Source organism: Pseudomonas sp. PB101, from assembly GCF_009764265.1.
In the GTDB taxonomy this organism is placed as follows: domain Bacteria; phylum Pseudomonadota; class Gammaproteobacteria; order Pseudomonadales; family Pseudomonadaceae; genus Aquipseudomonas.
Map to the genome: position 1 here is coordinate 32340 of NZ_RWIR01000018.1, position 17803 is coordinate 50142.

Annotated in this window: 9 protein-coding genes and 2 riboswitches; of the genes, 5 read left to right on the forward strand and 4 right to left on the reverse strand. The window is 60.8% G+C overall.

The annotated features are described in order from the left end of the window. Positions 1–3: 3 nt before the first annotated feature. Entirely contained in the window at positions 4–1074 is a 1071-nt protein-coding gene (gene cobW / locus EI969_RS05135; RefSeq protein WP_160386218.1) for a cobalamin biosynthesis protein CobW, read from the reverse strand. A 102-nt stretch (positions 1075–1176) separates the two neighbouring features. Then, positions 1177–1390: riboswitch (cobalamin riboswitch) on the reverse strand. A gap of 177 nt (positions 1391–1567) precedes the next feature. Continuing rightward, a riboswitch (cobalamin riboswitch) is annotated at positions 1568–1794 on the forward strand. A gap of 120 nt (positions 1795–1914) precedes the next feature. On the opposite strand from cobW, the gene EI969_RS05140 reads away from it, so the two are divergent. The 4 genes from EI969_RS05140 to cobM all read left to right on the forward strand — a co-directional run bounded on the left by EI969_RS05140 (position 1915) and on the right by cobM (position 4067). Beyond that, positions 1915–2106, forward strand: coding sequence for a CbtB-domain containing protein (locus EI969_RS05140; protein ID WP_160386219.1), 192 nt, complete (start codon positions 1915–1917; stop codon positions 2104–2106). A gap of 11 nt (positions 2107–2117) precedes the next feature. Next, a complete protein-coding gene (locus EI969_RS05145; protein ID WP_160386220.1) occupies positions 2118–2825 on the forward strand; it encodes a CbtA family protein in 708 nt (235 codons plus the stop codon). Further along, positions 2822–3235, forward strand: a complete 414-nt coding sequence (locus EI969_RS05150) for a cobalamin biosynthesis protein (protein ID WP_160386221.1) — start codon at positions 2822–2824, stop codon at positions 3233–3235. The genes EI969_RS05145 and EI969_RS05150 overlap by 4 nt, the downstream gene beginning before the upstream one ends. An 85-nt stretch (positions 3236–3320) precedes the next feature. After that, positions 3321–4067, forward strand: coding sequence for a precorrin-4 C(11)-methyltransferase (gene cobM, locus EI969_RS05155; RefSeq protein WP_160386222.1), 747 nt, complete (start codon positions 3321–3323; stop codon positions 4065–4067). 142 nt (positions 4068–4209) lie between these two features. Here cobM and nfuA read toward each other — a convergent pair whose 3' ends face one another. Together nfuA and EI969_RS05165 are read right to left on the reverse strand one after the other, a co-directional pair. Further along, positions 4210–4794 carry a Fe-S biogenesis protein NfuA gene (nfuA, locus tag EI969_RS05160; RefSeq protein WP_007912592.1) on the reverse strand — a complete coding sequence of 195 codons (585 nt, stop codon included), beginning with the start codon at positions 4792–4794 and terminating at the stop codon, positions 4210–4212. A 128-nt stretch (positions 4795–4922) separates the two neighbouring features. After that, positions 4923–7220 carry a fatty acid cis/trans isomerase gene (locus tag EI969_RS05165; RefSeq protein ID WP_160386223.1) on the reverse strand — a complete coding sequence of 766 codons (2298 nt, stop codon included), beginning with the start codon at positions 7218–7220 and terminating at the stop codon, positions 4923–4925. 156 nt (positions 7221–7376) lie between these two features. On the opposite strand from EI969_RS05165, the gene metH reads away from it, so the two are divergent. After that, positions 7377–11087, forward strand: a complete 3711-nt coding sequence (gene metH, locus EI969_RS05170; RefSeq protein WP_160386224.1) for a methionine synthase — start codon at positions 7377–7379, stop codon at positions 11085–11087. Between the two features lie 116 nt (positions 11088–11203). On the opposite strand, the gene EI969_RS05175 is transcribed toward metH, so the two are convergent. Next, positions 11204–17797 carry an NEL-type E3 ubiquitin ligase domain-containing protein gene (locus EI969_RS05175; RefSeq protein ID WP_160386225.1) on the reverse strand — a complete coding sequence of 2198 codons (6594 nt, stop codon included), beginning with the start codon at positions 17795–17797 and terminating at the stop codon, positions 11204–11206. Positions 17798–17803 lie beyond the last annotated feature (6 nt).

Consider the following 17803-nt stretch of genomic DNA (forward strand, 5'->3'; position numbering starts at 1 on the left):
GGCTTACACGCTGAGCGCGGCGCGCAGTTGCGCTTCGAGCGCGGCGGCGTCGAGTTCCTGGCCGATCAGCACCAGGCGGGTGACGCGCGCTTCTTCGGCGCCCCACTGACGGTCGAAGTGCTTGTCGAAACGCGTGCCCACGCCCTGGATCAGCAGGCGCATCGGTTTGTTCGGGATCGCGGCGAAGCCTTTGACGCGCAGGATGCCGTGCTGCACCACCAGTTGGGTCAACGCGTCCAGCAGCAGGCTTTCGTCGGCTTGCGGCAGCTCGATGGAGATCGAATCGAAGGCGTCGTGATCGTGGTCGTCATGATCGTCGTCGCCATCGTGATGATAGTCGTGGTGACTGTGGCGGCTGTCGATGTTTTCTTCGGAACCGGCACCCAGGCCGATCAACACGTCCAGCGGCAGGCGACCGCTGCTGGCTTCGACGATTTTCACCGCTGGCGGCAATTCTTCAGCGACTTCCAGGCGCACCCGGGCCAGGTCTGCCGGGTTGATCAGGTCGGTTTTGTTGAGGATCACCAGGTCAGCGCTGGCCAGTTGGTCGGCAAACAGTTCGTGCAGTGGCGATTCGTGGTCCAGGTTGGGGTCGAGTTTGCGCTGGGCGTCGACCTGGTCCGGGAAGGCGGCGAAGGTACCGGCGGCCACGGCCGGGCTGTCGACCACGGTGATTACCGCGTCGACCGTGCAGGCGCTGCGGATTTCCGGCCACTGGAAGGCTTGCACCAGCGGCTTGGGCAGCGCCAGGCCGGACGTTTCGATCAGGATGTGATCGAGATCGCCGCGACGGGCCACCAGTTCACGCATCACCGGGAAGAATTCTTCCTGGACGGTGCAGCACAGGCAGCCGTTGGCCAGCTCATAGACACGGCCGCTGGCTTCTTCTTCGGTGCAACCGATGGAGCACTGCTTGAGGATTTCGCCGTCGATGCCCAACTCGCCGAATTCGTTGACGATCACCGCGATTCGGCGACCCTGGGCGTTGTCGAGCATGTGCCGCAGCAGCGTGGTTTTACCCGAGCCGAGAAAGCCGGTGACGATGGTGACGGGAAGTTTGGCCAGTGTTTTCATCGGATGCCCTATGGCTTAGGTGGCGGGCATACGGGACGACAACCGGCAACGCGGAGGCGCGTGCCTGAAGAGTTCGCCACCGGATCACCCCGCCCGGTTGAAAGTGAGAATCTGTGTCGAGGCAGGTCTCCTGGCTGACGGTGTGCCGGCCTTGAGCCTGGCATTCGCTGCGCCTTCCCGCCGGCCTCATGGATTGAGCCAGCAGTGGCGTGGCAACGAACATCACCGTTCACAGTTGCGGGGGCAGCCGCGGCATTGACCGCGTTCCCTTCTTAGCTTCGACAAACGCCGAAGAACCTCGAAAGCGCAAGGCTACGCATGGTATTGGGGCGGGTCAATGTCCGCTTGAAATCAGTGGTGAGCCCTTCGCGAGCAGGCTCGCTCCCACAGGGGATCGCGTTCCAATGTGGGAGCGAGCCTGCTCGCGATGAAGGCGACTCGGTCTTCAGTTGAGAACTCCTGCCAATTGACGCCCAACCCCCGCCCATGCTCTCCTACGCATCTTGTTACGGGTGCCCTTCACAGGGTGAAACGGGAAACCGGTGAATCATGTGCTTTACTCCAAAGCCATGTCAGTCCGGTGCTGCCCCCGCAACGGTAAGCGAGCGAAGCATCAGATCCACTGTGCCATCACGGCATGGGAAGGTGATGCTTACAGGTTCAGGCCCAGGCCTTTGCCCCTCGTGAGCCCGGAGACCGGCCCGCAACACAAAGTGACCAGTACGATCACTGAAACAACAAACCCGCGGTGGGCGGGCGCTGTTTGAAACCCTGCGCGCCTGGTCGTGCAGGGTTTTGCATGCGCTCTTATTCCCCGCTGACAGACCAGAGGGAAACGCCATGTCGATCATCAGCAGCACCGGCCACACTACAGCCAGCACCACCTCAACCCTGACTCAACGTCTGACCGCCGCCGCCTGCGCGTCGATTTTGGGCGCGTGCCTTGTGTATTTCGCCGGTTTCTCGCACATCGAAGCGGTGCACAATGCCGCCCACGATACCCGTCACAGCTCCGCGTTCCCGTGCCATTGAGACCTGACGACATGATCAAGCGTATTGCGCAAACCGCAGGTTTCACCGGGCTGCTGGCCGCCCTGCTGCTGACCCTGCTGCAAAGTTTCTGGGTCTCCCCCCTGATCCTGCAGGCCGAAACCTACGAAAAAGCCGAACCGGCCGCGGTTGAAATGCATGAACACGCCGACGGTGCGATGGCTGCCCACACTCACGATGCCGAGGCCTGGGAGCCGGAAGACGGCTGGCAGCGTGTGCTGTCGACCACCGGCGGCAACCTGGTGGTGGCCGTCGGTTTCGCCCTGATGCTGGCCGGCCTGTACACCTTGCGTGCGCCGACCAAAACCTCCCAGGGCCTGCTCTGGGGCCTGGCCGGTTATGCGACCTTCGTGCTCGCGCCGACCCTTGGCCTGCCGCCTGAACTGCCCGGCACTGCCGCAGCCGATCTGGCACAACGGCAACTGTGGTGGATCGGCACCGCCGCCTCCACCGCCGTCGGTATCGCACTGATCGTGTTCAGCCGTCACTGGCTGATGAAAGTTCTTGGCGTGGCGATCCTTGCCGTTCCCCATGTGATTGGCGCACCGCAACCGGAAGTGCATTCGATGCTCGCTCCGGAGGCGCTGGAAGCCCAGTTCAAAATCGCTTCGCAACTGACCAACGTGGCGTTCTGGCTGGCCCTGGGCCTGATCAGCGCCTGGTTGTTCCGGCGCAAAAGCGATGGCCAGTACCACGCATGACTGATGTCAGCACAGCGCCGACCCTGGTGGTCGGCCTGGGCTGCCAGCGGGGCTGCCCCGTCAGCACGCTGCTGGCACTGCTCGACCAGGCATTGGCGGCGCACCGGATTGCACGCCATGAAATAAAGGCGCTGGCCAGCATCGATTTGAAGCGCGACGAACCTGCGCTGGTCGAACTGGCCCAGCAGTTGGGTCTGGAATTGATGTATTTCACCAGTGAACAACTGGCCGCCTATGAGCCGCAACTCAGCCATCAATCGCAAATAGCGTTTGAACGCACCGGTTGCTACGGCGTGGCGGAAAGCGCCGCACTGGCCCTGGCCGAACAACTGGCCCAAGGCCCGGCGAAGCTGCTGATTCCACGACAGAAATATGCCCAGGCCACACTGGCATTGGCCGGCGCCGCCTGAAAACCGCGATAATCCCCACCGTTGATCATGAACATTCTTCATCTGAAGCCCTGTTCAGCCCCTTTTTTCCCGACAGGAACCGACGATGACCGTCTACTTCATTGGCGCAGGTCCCGGCGACCCCGAACTGATTACCGTCAAGGGCCAGCGGCTGATTCGCAGCTGCCCGGTGATCATCTATGCCGGCTCTCTGGTGCCTGCCGCGGTGCTGGAAGGCCACAGCGCCGAACAGGTGGTCAACAGCGCCGAGCTGCACCTGGAACAGATCATCGAGCTGATCAAGAGCGCCGACGCCAAAGGTCAGGATGTTGCCCGGGTACACTCCGGCGATCCGAGCCTGTATGGCGCCATCGGCGAGCAGATTCGCCATCTGCGTGAGTTGGGCATTGCGTTCGAAATCGTACCCGGCGTCACGGCCACAGCCGCGTGTGCAGCGCTTTTGGGCGCGGAACTGACGCTGCCGGACATCTCCCAAAGCGTGATCCTGACGCGCTACGCCGACAAGACCGCGATGCCACCCGGCGAGGAATTCGCCAGTCTGGCGCAGCATGGCGCGACCATGGCGATTCATCTGGGGGTCAATCACCTGGCGAAGATCGTTGAGGAACTGCTGCCGCATTACGGCGTCGATTGCCCGATAGCCGTGGTTCACCGCGCAAGCTGGCCGGATCAGGATTGGGTGGTGGGCACGCTCGAGGACATTGCCGGGAAGGTTGTGGCCAAGGGCTTTCGCCGTACGGCGTTGATTCTGGTGGGTCGGGTGCTGGGCAGTGACAACTTCAGCGAGTCATCGCTGTATCGCGCGGGGCATGCGCATCTCTATCGCCCATAAGGCCCCTTCGCGAGCAGGCTCGCTCCCACATTGGAATACTGTCAACTGTGGGAGCGAGCCTGCTCGCGAAGGCGTCAGCGAAGTTCACCCATAAAAAAACGGCGCTCACGGGGCGCCGTTTTTTCAATCCGCAGCGAACACCTTAGTAGTAGGCGTTTTCTTTCTGCGTGTGGTCGGTCACGTCGCGAACGCCTTTCAGCTCAGGGATGCGCTCGAGCAAGGTGCGCTCGATCCCTTCCTTCAGCGTCACGTCGGCCTGGCCGCAGCCCTGGCAACCGCCGCCGAACTGCAGGACGGCGATGCCGTCTTCGACCACGTCGATCAGGCTGACCTGGCCGCCATGGCTGGCCAGCCCCGGGTTGATTTCGGTCTGCAGGTAATAGTTGATGCGCTCGTTGACCGGGCTGTCGGCGTTGACCATCGGTACCTTGGCGTTTGGCGCCTTGATGGTCAGCTGGCCGCCCATGCGGTCGGTCGCGTAGTCGACAACGGCATCGTCCAGGAAAGCTTCGCTGAAATGGTCGATGTACGCGGTGAAGCTTTTGAGCCCCAGCGCGGTGTCTTCGGGTTTTTCTTCGCCCGGCTTGCAGTAGGCAATGCAGGTTTCGGCGTACTGGGTGCCAGGCTGGGTGATGAAGACGCGGATGCCGATGCCCGGGGTGTTCTGCTTGGAGAGCAGATCAGCCAGATAATCGTGGGCGGCGTCAGTAATGGTAATAGCGGTCATGGAAACTCCTCGCAGGCTTGGGCGCAGTTTACGCCAATCGACGCGCCGGACAAAGTCCTAGTATTTTTGTCGGGAAAAGAAACACCGATCCCCCTGTGTCGGCGACTCCACAGGGGGGTGGCGGTGGATCAGAGATTCTCGTAGCGGTTCATGTCCAGCACGCCCTCTTCCACCGGATCGTTTTCCTGGATGTAGCGACTCATGTCATGAAAATAAACCCAGAATTGCGGATGACTGCGGCGGATCCCCCAACGTTCGACGATTTTCTCGAAGCTGGCGCTGTCCCTGGCATTTTCCATCGCATCCACAAACGCCGGCACCTGCCCGGCCGGGATGTTGAACATGAAGTTCGGGTAACTGCTGAGTACGCCCGGGAAAATCGTCAGGGTGTCGAGCCCCGGTTGATAGCGCAACGATTCACCGAGCAGGAACGCCACGTTGCTGTGGGCACGATTGCGCAGCAGGCTATAGACCTCGCGCTTGCCGCTGGCGGTTTCGATGCGCAACAGGGTCGCTTCCGGCAGTTGGTCGATGACTTTAAGCCCCGCCGCCGGGCGTGAGGTCAGGCGACTCAGCGCCTGCTCGGCACTTTGCAGGTCCGGATCGATGTTCGGCCGCGAGCAGTAGGCGCCGTCGCAGCGGTTGATCGGGTCGGGCCTGGCATTGAGGTCGCCATAGCGGGCCAGCAACTGCATGGCAAAGTCGCGCTTGGGGTCTTGCGGGTCCAGCTTCAGTGCAGTTGGCTTGTCATCGTCGATGGACTCGTAGTCCAGCCACATCTTGAATTTGCCACTGTTCTGATACCAGTCGTCGAGGTAGCCGTCCCGGGAGTCGGCGGGCATCAGGCGCAGGAAGTTCTGCTCGGCACCGTTGCGGATCAGGTCGAAATACAGGCGCGTCTGGGCCTGATGGGATACGTTGCCGAACACATCGAAGTTCACCGCCAGTTGATAGTAGGTGCGTTCCAGCAGCGGATAGTCGAACAGCCACATCGTCTGCGGCACGTCGCCGATCAGGCCCTTGGTCACCGAAGCGCTGTCGAAATGGCGGAAGATGCTCAGCAGCGCGTTATCGTTGCCGGCCCACAGGCTCGACCAACTCGGTGCTGGCTCGTCGGCGTAGCTGTCGCGGCGCAGGGCCTCGTATTCGTTGCGTTTGTCGCGGTAGTCGTGCCACAGGCTCAGGACGCTGCCGACATCATCATTCTGCCCCGGCATCGCCAGCAACGGCGTGGCTTGCCCGCGATAGTTCGGGTCGGTGACGTATAGGTCGTGTTCAGGCGCCTGGAACAGCGCCCAGAAGTTGTCGCGAATCACATCCGTGGCGATCTGCCCGCGGCACACCGGGCCGCGGATAAATGTGCGCACAAAGTACTCGGCGTTATCGAGCATGAACTGATAACGCGCCTGCGCCGGAATCGCTTCGAAAGTGGCAAACGGGTTGGCCCGGCTCTGCGGCCCGTAGCCCGGCAAGGCATCGACCTGCCAGTTACCGCTGTAGAACAGCGATTTGACCCGCGCCATCTTCGCCGTACTCAGTGGGTAGCTGATGTGGGTCTTGTGCACGATCACGCCCTGCACCGGCCACAGGCGGTAGTAGAACTGCGTGCCCGGGTCATCGTTGGGGCGACGGCTATTGATCAGGTCGATCGGCTGGCCGGTGGGCGTGCGCGAACGCACCCACTGGAAGAAATGCCCGGGCTCGCCATCCTTGAAGTAGTGATGGGCGAGGAACCAGTGCTCATACAGCCAGCGCCCCACCAGACTTTCACGGGCGCCCGGTGAATTGAGCAGGTTTTCCCACTGCACCACCTCCAGGGCCTCCCTGGCGCTGGGCGCCATCGCTTGCCGATCAATCGGCGCCCCTGCCGCCAGCCAGCGTTGCAGCGTCTGGTACTGCTGGTCGGTCAGGCCGGTCACCGCCAGCGGCATGCCCTCCTTCGGGTGCGCAGCGGCATAGGCGCCGAACTCCGCAGGCATGGCACACATGTTTTCCCGGTTCAGGCCCAGGACGATGTCTTGCGGCAACTTCGCATTGGGTTGCAATGGGGTGTTGTGGCCCAACTCCAGCATCCGCGCCATCAATGCGGCCTGGCTGCCCTGGGCATCGAGCACCGAATAGAAGCCCTTCTGCTGCCAGGCGGCTTTGCCGGAGGCGTCCAGAAACAGCCGCGTCGGCGCCACCGCTTTAGTGCGGTCGCCGTCATACACCGGGACTTTCGTCGCGCCCCGTGCAGCGCCCTCGCCGCTGCCCAGATTGAGCTGACAGGCGGCGTCGTTGCAGGCGTGGCAGGCCACGCACTTTTCAGTGAAGATCGGTTGAATGTCGCGGCTGTAGGAAATGGCAGAAGAAATCGCCGGGCTTTGCGCCGCAGCGCCCCAGCTAAAAAACAGCATCAATGTGCCGATGACGAAGCGATACGACATGTCCCTGGTCCTGAATCCTGAAAAAACGCCGCGATTCTACCGGTCTGTCACCCCTGCCAACATGAACGATATTCATGCAAATTCGAGTCATGCTCTAAAAGCGCACAGGTTTGCTATCATCCCGGCCCTTCGTCATGGTCTTACCGAGTAGTCCAAATGTCCGATCGCAGCGTTCGCCTTCAAGCTCTCAAGCACGCCCTCAAAGAGCGCATCCTGATTCTCGATGGCGGTATGGGCACGATGATCCAGAGCTACAAGCTCGAAGAGCAGGATTACCGTGGCAAACGCTTCGCTGACTGGCCGAGCGATGTCAAAGGCAACAACGACCTGTTGGTACTGACTCGCCCGGACGTGATTGGCGGCATTGAAAAAGCCTACCTGGACGCCGGCGCCGACATTCTGGAAACCAACACCTTCAACGCCACCCAGATCTCCCTGGCCGACTATGGCATGCAGGGCCTGGCGTATGAGTTAAACGTAGAAGGCGCGCGCCTGGCGCGCAAGGTCGCCGACGCCAAGACCCTGGAAACCCCGGACAAGCCGCGCTTCGTTGCCGGCGTGCTCGGTCCTACCAGTCGCACCTGCTCGCTGTCCCCGGACGTGAACAACCCCGGCTACCGCAACGTGACCTTCGATGAGCTGGTGGAAAACTACACCGAATCCACCAAAGGCCTGATCGAAGGCGGCGCCGACCTGATCCTGATCGAAACCATTTTCGACACGCTCAACGCCAAGGCCGCGATCTTCGCCGTGCAAGGCGTGTTCGAAGAGCTGGGCATCGAGTTGCCGATCATGATTTCCGGCACCATCACCGACGCCTCCGGCCGTACCCTGTCCGGCCAGACCACCGAAGCGTTCTGGAACTCCGTGGCCCACGCCAAGCCGATTTCCGTCGGCCTCAACTGCGCCCTCGGCGCCAGCGAGTTGCGCCCGTATCTCGAAGAGCTGTCGAACAAGGCTGGCACCCACGTTTCCGCGCACCCGAACGCCGGCCTGCCGAACGAATTCGGCGAGTACGACGAACTGCCGTCGGAAACTGCCAAGGTCATCGAAGAGTTCGCCCAAAGCGGCTTCCTCAACATCGTCGGCGGCTGCTGCGGCACCACGCCGGGCCACATCGAAGCCATCGCCAAGGCCGTGGCCGGCTATGCGCCGCGCGAGATTCCGGACATCCCCAAGGCTTGCCGCCTCTCGGGCCTGGAACCGTTCACCATCGATCGCAGCTCGCTGTTCGTCAACGTCGGCGAGCGGACCAACATCACCGGCTCGGCCAAGTTCGCCCGTCTGATCCGCGAAGACAACTACACCGAAGCCCTGGAAGTCGCCCTGCAGCAGGTCGAGGCCGGCGCCCAGGTGATCGACATCAACATGGACGAAGGGATGCTCGATTCGAAGAAGGCCATGGTGACCTTCCTCAATCTGATCGCCGGCGAACCGGACATCTCCCGCGTACCGATCATGATCGACTCCTCGAAGTGGGAAGTGATCGAAGCCGGCCTCAAATGCATCCAGGGCAAGGGCATCGTCAACTCGATCAGCATGAAGGAAGGCGTCGAGCAGTTCATTCATCACGCCAAGCTGTGCAAGCGCTACGGCGCCGCCGTGGTGGTGATGGCCTTCGACGAAGCCGGCCAGGCCGACACCGAAGCGCGCAAGAAGGAAATCTGCAAACGCTCCTATGACATCCTGGTCAACGAAGTGGACTTCCCGCCGGAAGACATCATCTTCGACCCGAACATCTTCGCCGTGGCCACCGGTATCGAAGAACACAACAACTACGCCGTGGACTTCATCAACGCCTGTGCCTACATCCGCGACGAACTGCCGTACGCGCTGACCTCGGGCGGCGTGTCCAACGTATCGTTCTCGTTCCGTGGCAACAACCCGGTGCGCGAGGCGATCCACTCGGTGTTCCTGCTGTATGCGATCCGCAGTGGCCTGACCATGGGTATCGTCAACGCCGGCCAACTGGAGATCTACGACCAGATCCCGCTGGAGCTGCGCGACGCCGTGGAGGACGTGATCCTCAACCGCACCCCGGAAGGCACCGACGCCCTCCTCGCCATCGCCGACAAGTACAAGGGCGACGGCAGCGTCAAGGAAGCCGAGACTGAAGAGTGGCGCAACTGGGACGTCAACAAGCGCCTGGAGCACGCGCTGGTCAAGGGCATCACCACCCACATCGTCGAAGACACCGAAGAATCTCGTCAGTCGTTCGCCCGCCCGATCGAAGTGATCGAAGGCCCGCTGATGTCTGGCATGAACATCGTCGGCGACCTGTTCGGCGCCGGCAAAATGTTCCTGCCGCAGGTGGTGAAATCCGCCCGCGTGATGAAACAGGCCGTGGCCCACCTGATCCCATTCATCGAACTGGAGAAAGGCGACAAGCCGGAGGCCAAGGGCAAGATCCTGATGGCCACCGTAAAGGGCGACGTGCACGACATCGGCAAGAACATCGTTGGCGTCGTGCTCGGTTGCAACGGCTACGACATCGTCGACCTCGGCGTGATGGTCCCGGCGGAAAAAATCCTCCAGGTGGCCAAGGAACAGAAGTGCGACATCATCGGCCTGTCCGGCCTGATTACCCCGTCGCTGGATGAGATGGTCCACGTCGCCCGCGAAATGCAGCGCCAGGACTTCCACCTGCCGTTGATGATCGGCGGCGCGACCACCTCCAAGGCGCACACGGCGGTGAAGATCGAGCCCAAGTACAGCAACGACGCGGTGATCTACGTCACCGACGCCTCTCGCGCCGTGGGCGTGGCGACGCAGTTACTGTCCAAGGAACTCAAGCCCGGTTTCGTCGAGAAAACCCGCCAGGACTACATCGAAGTTCGCGAGCGCACCGCCAACCGCAGCGCCCGCACCGAACGCCTGAGCTACGGCGCGGCCATCGCCAAGAAGCCGCAATTCGACTGGGCGAGCTACACGCCGGTCAAGCCGACCTTCACCGGCACGCGGGTGCTGGACAATATCGACCTCGACGTACTGGCCGAATACATCGACTGGACGCCGTTCTTCATCTCCTGGGACCTGGCCGGCAAGTTCCCGCGCATCCTCCAGGACGAAGTGGTCGGTGAAGCCGCCACCTCGCTGTACAACGATGCCAGGGAAATGCTGCGCAAACTGATCGACGAAAAGCTGATCAGCGCTCGCGCAGTGTTCGGCTTCTGGCCGGCCAACCAGGTGCATGACGACGACATCGAGCTGTATGGCGATGACGGCAAGCCAATGGCCAAGCTGCATCACCTGCGCCAGCAGATCATCAAGACCGATGGCAAGCCCAACTTCTCCCTGGCCGACTTCGTCGCGCCCAAGGACAGTGAAGTGACCGACTACGTGGGTGGTTTCATCACCACCGCCGGCATCGGCGCCGAAGAAGTCGCCAAGGCCTACCAGGACGCGGGCGACGACTACAACTCGATCATGGTCAAGGCCCTGGCGGACCGCCTGGCCGAGGCCTGCGCCGAGTGGCTGCACCAGCAGGTGCGTAAAGAGCATTGGGGTTATGCGAAAGACGAAACGCTCGATAACGAGGCGTTGATCAAGGAGCAATACACCGGCATCCGTCCGGCACCGGGTTACCCGGCCTGCCCGGATCACACCGAAAAAGCCCAGCTGTTCGCCCTGCTCGATCCTGAGGCCGAGGAAATGCGCGCAGGCCGCAGCGGTGTGTTCCTCACCGAACACTACGCCATGTTCCCGGCGGCAGCGGTCAGCGGTTGGTACTTCGCCCACCCGCAGGCGCAATACTTTGCCGTGGGCAAGGTCGACAAGGACCAGGTGCAGAGCTACACCTCGCGTAAATCCCAGGAGCTGAGCGTGACCGAACGCTGGCTGGCACCGAACCTGGGTTACGACAACTGAGTGCCCCCTTGTAGGAGCGAGCTCGCGATGGACTCAAGAGCGCTGTGTTTATCCAGTAAACACGCGTTATCGTTAACGACCATCGCGAGCAAGCTCGCTCCTACAGGGAGAATGAATCAGCCGTTTGAGGCGAGCTCCGCGACCTCTTTTCGAGACAACTCGATCATCTTCGCATTGCGTGCCGCCGCCTGATCGAAAAGCACGCTCAGGAACGCAGGGTCGTCAGCGTTGCCAACCTCATCGGTGTCCATCTCCTGGACATCCATCTCATCGAGTGCCCTGAAGTCTTCAGGGTATTTCTCCTTGAGATAGCTCACCCAGTAGTCACGCTGAATCAGGTCTTCAAAAAAACCGTCGGAGCGCTCTGCATTGCCGATCTCGATGCGCGCCTGCGCCAGTTGCCCGGGTGTGACGCCCGAGGCGTAGGTCATGTGCCTGGGTTGCCCTGGCAGGCTCAGGCCATCAGGCCAGCCATCGGTAAGGCCGATTCGATAACCCAGCCGCACTTCGGCTTCATCATGACCGGCACGCGCGGCGGTTTTTGTCGCCAGCTCGTCGACCTTGTCCAGCCGGAACAACTGCCGGGACAACCTCAATAGCGCATCACCCTTTTCACTCAGGCGTCCGACGGGAATGTCGAGCAAGGCATTGTGGGTGAACACTTTGCTTTCCAGCCCGCTGAACGTCAGGATCCGGCCATCGACACAGGTGCCATGGGTAGCGGAACCGGCGAACAGCACCTCGCGAAGTTCGCTGTTGCTCGCGGCGGCGTCCATGACTGTCCACACTCGCCGGGTCAGATCGGCTTTCGCCACCCTGAACTCCTGCGTGTCCTGCAATCGCGCAATCAAATGGAAGAACGCCGCGTTGTCCGGCTCCGCCGCCAGTTGATTCCAGGTCTCTTTTTTACCGGCCAACTCCTCAGCCGGAGCATTGGCCAGCCAGGGCTCCCTTTGAGCGGAATCAGGCTCGGTTTCAGAGAGTTCCTCATCAGTCTCAATGCTGTCGATGCTTGCTTCGTCAAAGCCATGCGCATCATCAATCAGATCATCAAGATCACTGCGCGAGAATCCCAGCACGGTGTCGTGCAGTCCCTCTTCGCGATAGGTCCTCAATCGCTCCAGGCTTTCCAGCGACAGGTTGTAGTTGTCGCTCATGTCCGTACCGCTCAGCAGAACCTCGTGGCTGCCATCCAGAACGTCCTCGGGAACCGACGTGATGTCGTTGCCACTGAGGTTCAGCGATCTCAGGCGATTGGCAGTCGCCACGCCGTCCGGCCATTCGGTCAGATTGTTGTTGCGCAGATCAAGCGTCTCCAAAGCGTCGAAATCACCGACGTCAAAAGCATCCAGCTCGTTGTAACTCAGGTCCAGCGATTGCAGCCGTTGCAGATTGCTCAACTTTGCGTACAAGCCCTCGGTATCGCTGATACGGTTCGATGAGATTTCCAGGCGCTCGAGCTTTTCCATGTGTTGAACCGGGTCGGGTACAACCTCCAGCCCATTGCCATTGAGTTCAAGTGCCTTCAGTTGAGTGAATGCCTTGAGGAACCCGTCGGAGCCTTGAGCGGTCAGTTTTACGCTCGTCAGGTTCAAGCTGCCCACATGCTCGAACATGACCGGCAGCTCCGGCAGATCGCCCAGTTGCAGACCATTGAGATCCAACACGGCGTGCGCATCACCCGGCGCGCCGCCCAGACCTTCACGCCAGCATTCAAGGATTCGCAAGGCACCCAGCCTGCGGGTGCTCGAGGACGTCATCCAACCCGGGCCCTGTGTCCCGCGCGTAAACAGCCAACCATTCAAACGACGGGTGAGCACCTCATAAGCTTGCTCCCATTCGGCTATTCGCTCACCGATTTGCACCTGCGTTGCCCCGCTCTCGCGCATCTGTTCGATCACTTGCAAGGCGTCATCATCGGTGAGATTCGGTTTTAGTCGTTGCAGGCGTTTTCCCAACGCCGCAGGCCCTTCTCCCACCGGAACTTCTGTCAGCGCCAGCAAATGACCTGCGATCGACTCCCCGCTCTCCGACGGCGGGAAAATCGTTGGCACCTCCTCCAGGTCAAACCGTTTCAGGGTCCCGACTGGCAAGCATTTGCCCATTTCCACTCGCTGCCGGGCCAGATCGAGTTCTGCGATGGACTCCGGGGTCAAGGGAGTGCCGGTCAGGTTGGTTTTGAGCAGCATGTCATCCGCAAGCGGCGTCGGCAGCGCGCTGACTTGACTGTCACGCAAATCGAGCCAGTTCAGCTCTGGCAAGTCCTGCAACCCTGCTGGCCACTCCTGCAGGTCCGTGCCGCGCAGATTCAAGGCCTTGAGACGAGTCAACGCACTCACGTCCAGCGAGTGCAGCGGGTTGTTGCTCAGGTCCAGGTATTCGAGACTCTGCAGCCCCTCGAAACGTTGTGGTTCGGTTGAACCGGCACCCATGCGGTTGCCCGATAGATCCAGATAAGTCAGTTTGCCAAGTTCGCCAGGCGCAATCGGCACCTCAGTCAAACCGGTACCGGGCAAGCCGAGCCTCTGCAGTTCGGTAAAACCACCGACAAAGCGGCGAATCTGTTCCGCAGGCGCTTGAGTACCCCTCAAGTTCAATGTCTGCACATGCGAGAACTCACTGGCCGGTAGCACTGGAAGTTCACTCAGTTGCAGATTCGGCACCTCGAGCACCGAGGCATCGGCCGTAGAGCCATAACGTTTGAAGGCACCATGACGCCAGCTGACTCTCAGGGAATGGCCCAACCACTCCCGCGCCATCGTCTCTTCGATGGCTACTGGCGTCGCTTTCGAGTGGTACCAGTCATTGAGTTGCCGGTCGAGTGTTCGGTAGCCATCGCCCAAAGCCTCCAGGGCCTCGAACCTTGCTTCGGCGCCCGGCCATTGCTCGGTAAACTGACTGAATATCACCTCGACCGAGTCGTACATGCCTTCGCCAAGACGCCTTAACTCCCCCTTGCTGTAGTCCTTGACCATTTCCTGCAGATCAACCAGGTGTTCAGGATGGTGCTTGACGTAGTCATACGCTGGCTTGAAGTTTTCCCGCAGGAAGTTCGACCAGTCCAGCGACAGCCCGGACCAAAGTTTTTCATGCCCTTGGAAAACACCGTCGGGCAATGTCCTGATACCGGTCCCCCTGAGGTTCAAACGCTCAAGGCGTGGCAGCTCGAGAACCCCTGCAGGCCATTCAAACATCGAGGGAGCAAGGACTTCCAGGCTGCGCAGTTTGCGCAGTCCGCGGACATCCAGAGCAAGCGATGCGTAACTGGAGGAAGAGACACTGAGATCCTCGAGCGCCACCAAAGCGTTTAACCTCGACGGCATGTCCACGGCGTATGGCGTGGCGCAATAAAGGCTCAGGTCAGTCAGCTCGCGCATACCGCTCAATGTGGCAGGTACGTTGCTGAACTCATCCCCCGTGGCATTTATTCGCAGCCTTTTCAGCCTGGGGAAACTCGCCAAAAGGGCATCGACATTGGCGTCAGTGATGCACCGGCCGCGAACATACAAATCACGCACATGGGAGAAATCCGCCGACAATGGCGGTATCGGGTCGTCACAGACCAGATCCAGCAACCTGTACATGGGGTGACTGTCAGCCAACGGTGAGTTGCGCCAGCTTTGCTTGATGTTGTGCGCAACCGAGGCCTTGCTGCCGAGCATGGATTGCAAAATGGATTCCGGCACAGGCTCGCCAACCCATTGATCGAGCGTCGATTCCAGTACTTCCCACTGACGCATGCGCTCCTGCATGAGGCTATAGACATGTGCTTCAGTCTTGCCCGCGCGCAATTGCGCCAGGATAAATCCATTGGCCTGCTGATCGCTGAGCCCGGGATGCACATCCTGCACGCGGGCCACCAGCGAAGGATTGAACCCTTGGCCGCGACCGCTGGCGTAGTACCCCACCCGGCGCTCGGAGACGCGTACAGGTGGCTTGAACGATTGGCGGCGACCCGCTCGTTTCGCCAGCTGCTGCGACAACTCCAGTCGATGCTCGATGGCAGAGTCGATGACCGCCTGGCGCAGACCGGCACTCTGACTGACATGTGGAACGCCCAGTGCCTGGCGGGATTCATCCGGCAAGGCATGCATGATCGAGGCGAAAAAATTGTCGCCACTGGCGGGCACGCCATTGAGCGTTTCTCCCCGTTCATCAAAGGCCTGAAAAGAAGGCCCCTGTTTCACCACATACTTGCGACGGCCTGCCGATTCATTGCCGATGCCATCGATGAGCGGGCCGTTGATGTGTCCGTCGCGTACCTCCAGGCGTACTTCGCCGGACCAGCCAGGCAGTTTTTCCAGCGCATGCAACGCGAGCCATCGGCTGTGTGCCGAGGCCATGTCCTCCCTGTACAAGCCGGCGAAAGCCCTGGCCTGATGCCCTTGCTGCGTATACCAACGCGCCTCCTCGAGCATCTTCAACGGTATCCGGGCGGATGCTTTCAGGCGGTTGAGCTCTTCGGCATTGGCATCCAGCAGGATCCTGCGGGCGGCGGACTCACTCAGTCCCGGGCTGGCACGCTGCAATTTTTCGATCAGTGGCCCGCTGCTGCCAGGATCGGCTTCGAACAAGCGCAAGGCGTCCGCCAGTTCCGGTGGCGGCGGCAAATGATCCATGTGCATCTTGCGCAAGGCGCTGTCGTCCACATCACAGGCCTGCGCGATGTCGAGCAGTTGCTCATCGGAAAATGCTTCGGCGATAGGGCCCATGCGCCGCAGCAGGGTCAGACGATCCCACGCCAGCGGTCGCTCCAGCGAATGGCGCCAGGCACCCTGCCCGTTGTGTTCGAGTATGGGTTGCCAGGCCTGAGTATCGCTCGGATGCTGGATGCGCCACTTGTTCAGTTCAGAGTCGAAGCGTGTTTCATAGACCTTGCCGCTCTGCCGGATCCAGGTTTTGCCGTTTACCCGGTGCAGTCCCAGCGCATCAGGCACTGAGTTGCGATCGAGCATGACATTGCCTTCATAGGCGCTCAGGTCAGGTTTCCACAATCGGGTTTCGCCGTCGGCACACTTGACCGGGGCCAGGCGCTCGACCACCGGCTCGGGCGTCACCGGCGCCAACCTGGCCACCCCTTTGCCAACCCCCGCCATCACCGCGATCAGCGCCAGGTTCTCGGCCACATCGATCAGGTGCGCCTTGGCTGCATTGCGATCGCCCTCACTCCACTCGATCACGCCCTCGAAAGACTCATACAGGAGTTGACCGGCCATGACCGTCAGCATGATCTCTCCCAGTACCGGCACGAACATCGACACCATGTTCAGCCCCAACATGCCGACTTCCAGCAGATGGTTGAGCTTTTCGGCCCGAGCTTTCGCATCGACATCAGCCGTGGGGACCGCATGGCTGCGGGCATCGGCGATCGCCTTGGCGCGGTTTTGTTCGTAGAGGTAGGTCCACAGGTCAGTGTTGGCGGACCAGATGCCGTCGACGCCTTCGCGAATGATCCCGAAAGGATTGAGGTAGGGATCCTCGACCGGTTCGCGCTTGCCAGCACGCTCTGGCGGCAATTCCTTGATCCGCACAACGCTGGATAATGGCGGAAGGAATTGCGCGACTTTCACCCAGATCGAATGCAAGGGATCGGCAGGCGCATCCGCGGCTATTCGGGTGAACTGACTGAAGTAGTAAGGACGATCGGCGTAAGCAACGAACTGACTGAAAAAACGCTGGTGAGCCGTCGGGCCACCAGCGCCGGGCTGCGTTGTGCCCCGGTCCGTGAACTGGCGTTTGAATTCCTCACTCAACTGCCCGGAGGTATAGCGTTTGAGCGGATGCTCGGGATCATGGGGAATGTAAACGATGAAGTCGCTGGTGTAGCGATACTGCTCGCTGATACTGAACACGACGCAACCGGTCATCCTGCGCTTCATCACACTCAGGTCGCGAAACCACACGGGCGTGTTACCGACTCGGGGATGGATCTCGCCTTCAACGACCGAGAGGATCATTGTGTAATCTTCAGGCTCGATATCCTTCTTCAGCAGGGCCATTTCGGCAGCGGCCCGCAATGCCGCTTTCTGGCTGGTGATGAATTGCTCGCGCAGCGCCGTTTCCTGGTGCGTATCGGCTGGCTGAAAGAAAGCCTCGATACAGGCCTGATATTGGGCACCGATATCCAGCTCGCGACACAGAGACAGGAACTGACTGACGGTCATGGCGAGGGTCGCGACCTCGTAGGTGCCGGGCGTGGACGTCTCGACCAGGAAACCCGACTTGCGATGGAAGGCCCCCTCCTCGCACTCGGCAGCTTCGAAGTTATGCAGCGCCGCCTGTAGCAACGACAGCTTCATGACCTCGAACGATGCCACTTCGATGTCAAGATCGCCGATCTCCAGCGGCCGCCTGAGGCAGAGCAGGGTTTTGTTGACGTCCAATTCAATTGCGAACCGTTCCTTGAGGGCCTTGGCGAGCACCGGCGCGGCGAATGAGTCGATATCCGCGAGCGCGGACATCGTTTTGTCCAGCTTGGCTTGCGCAGTGACACTGGCAATGAAACTGTTCTTCAGTACTTGCTGTTGCTTGACGGAGGCGCGCTGAAACCAGTCCGCTGCAAGCGTGCCGGCGTCCTTTAACGCAGCCCGTCTTGGCGGCAGGGCGTTGATCAGCCAGGCGGGTGTTTTCTGCTCGAGAAGCTCGCCATGAATACTGCTTTGGCGCGCGATCCAATGTTGACGGGGTAAAGACGGAGGATGGGTAGACATGTTGAC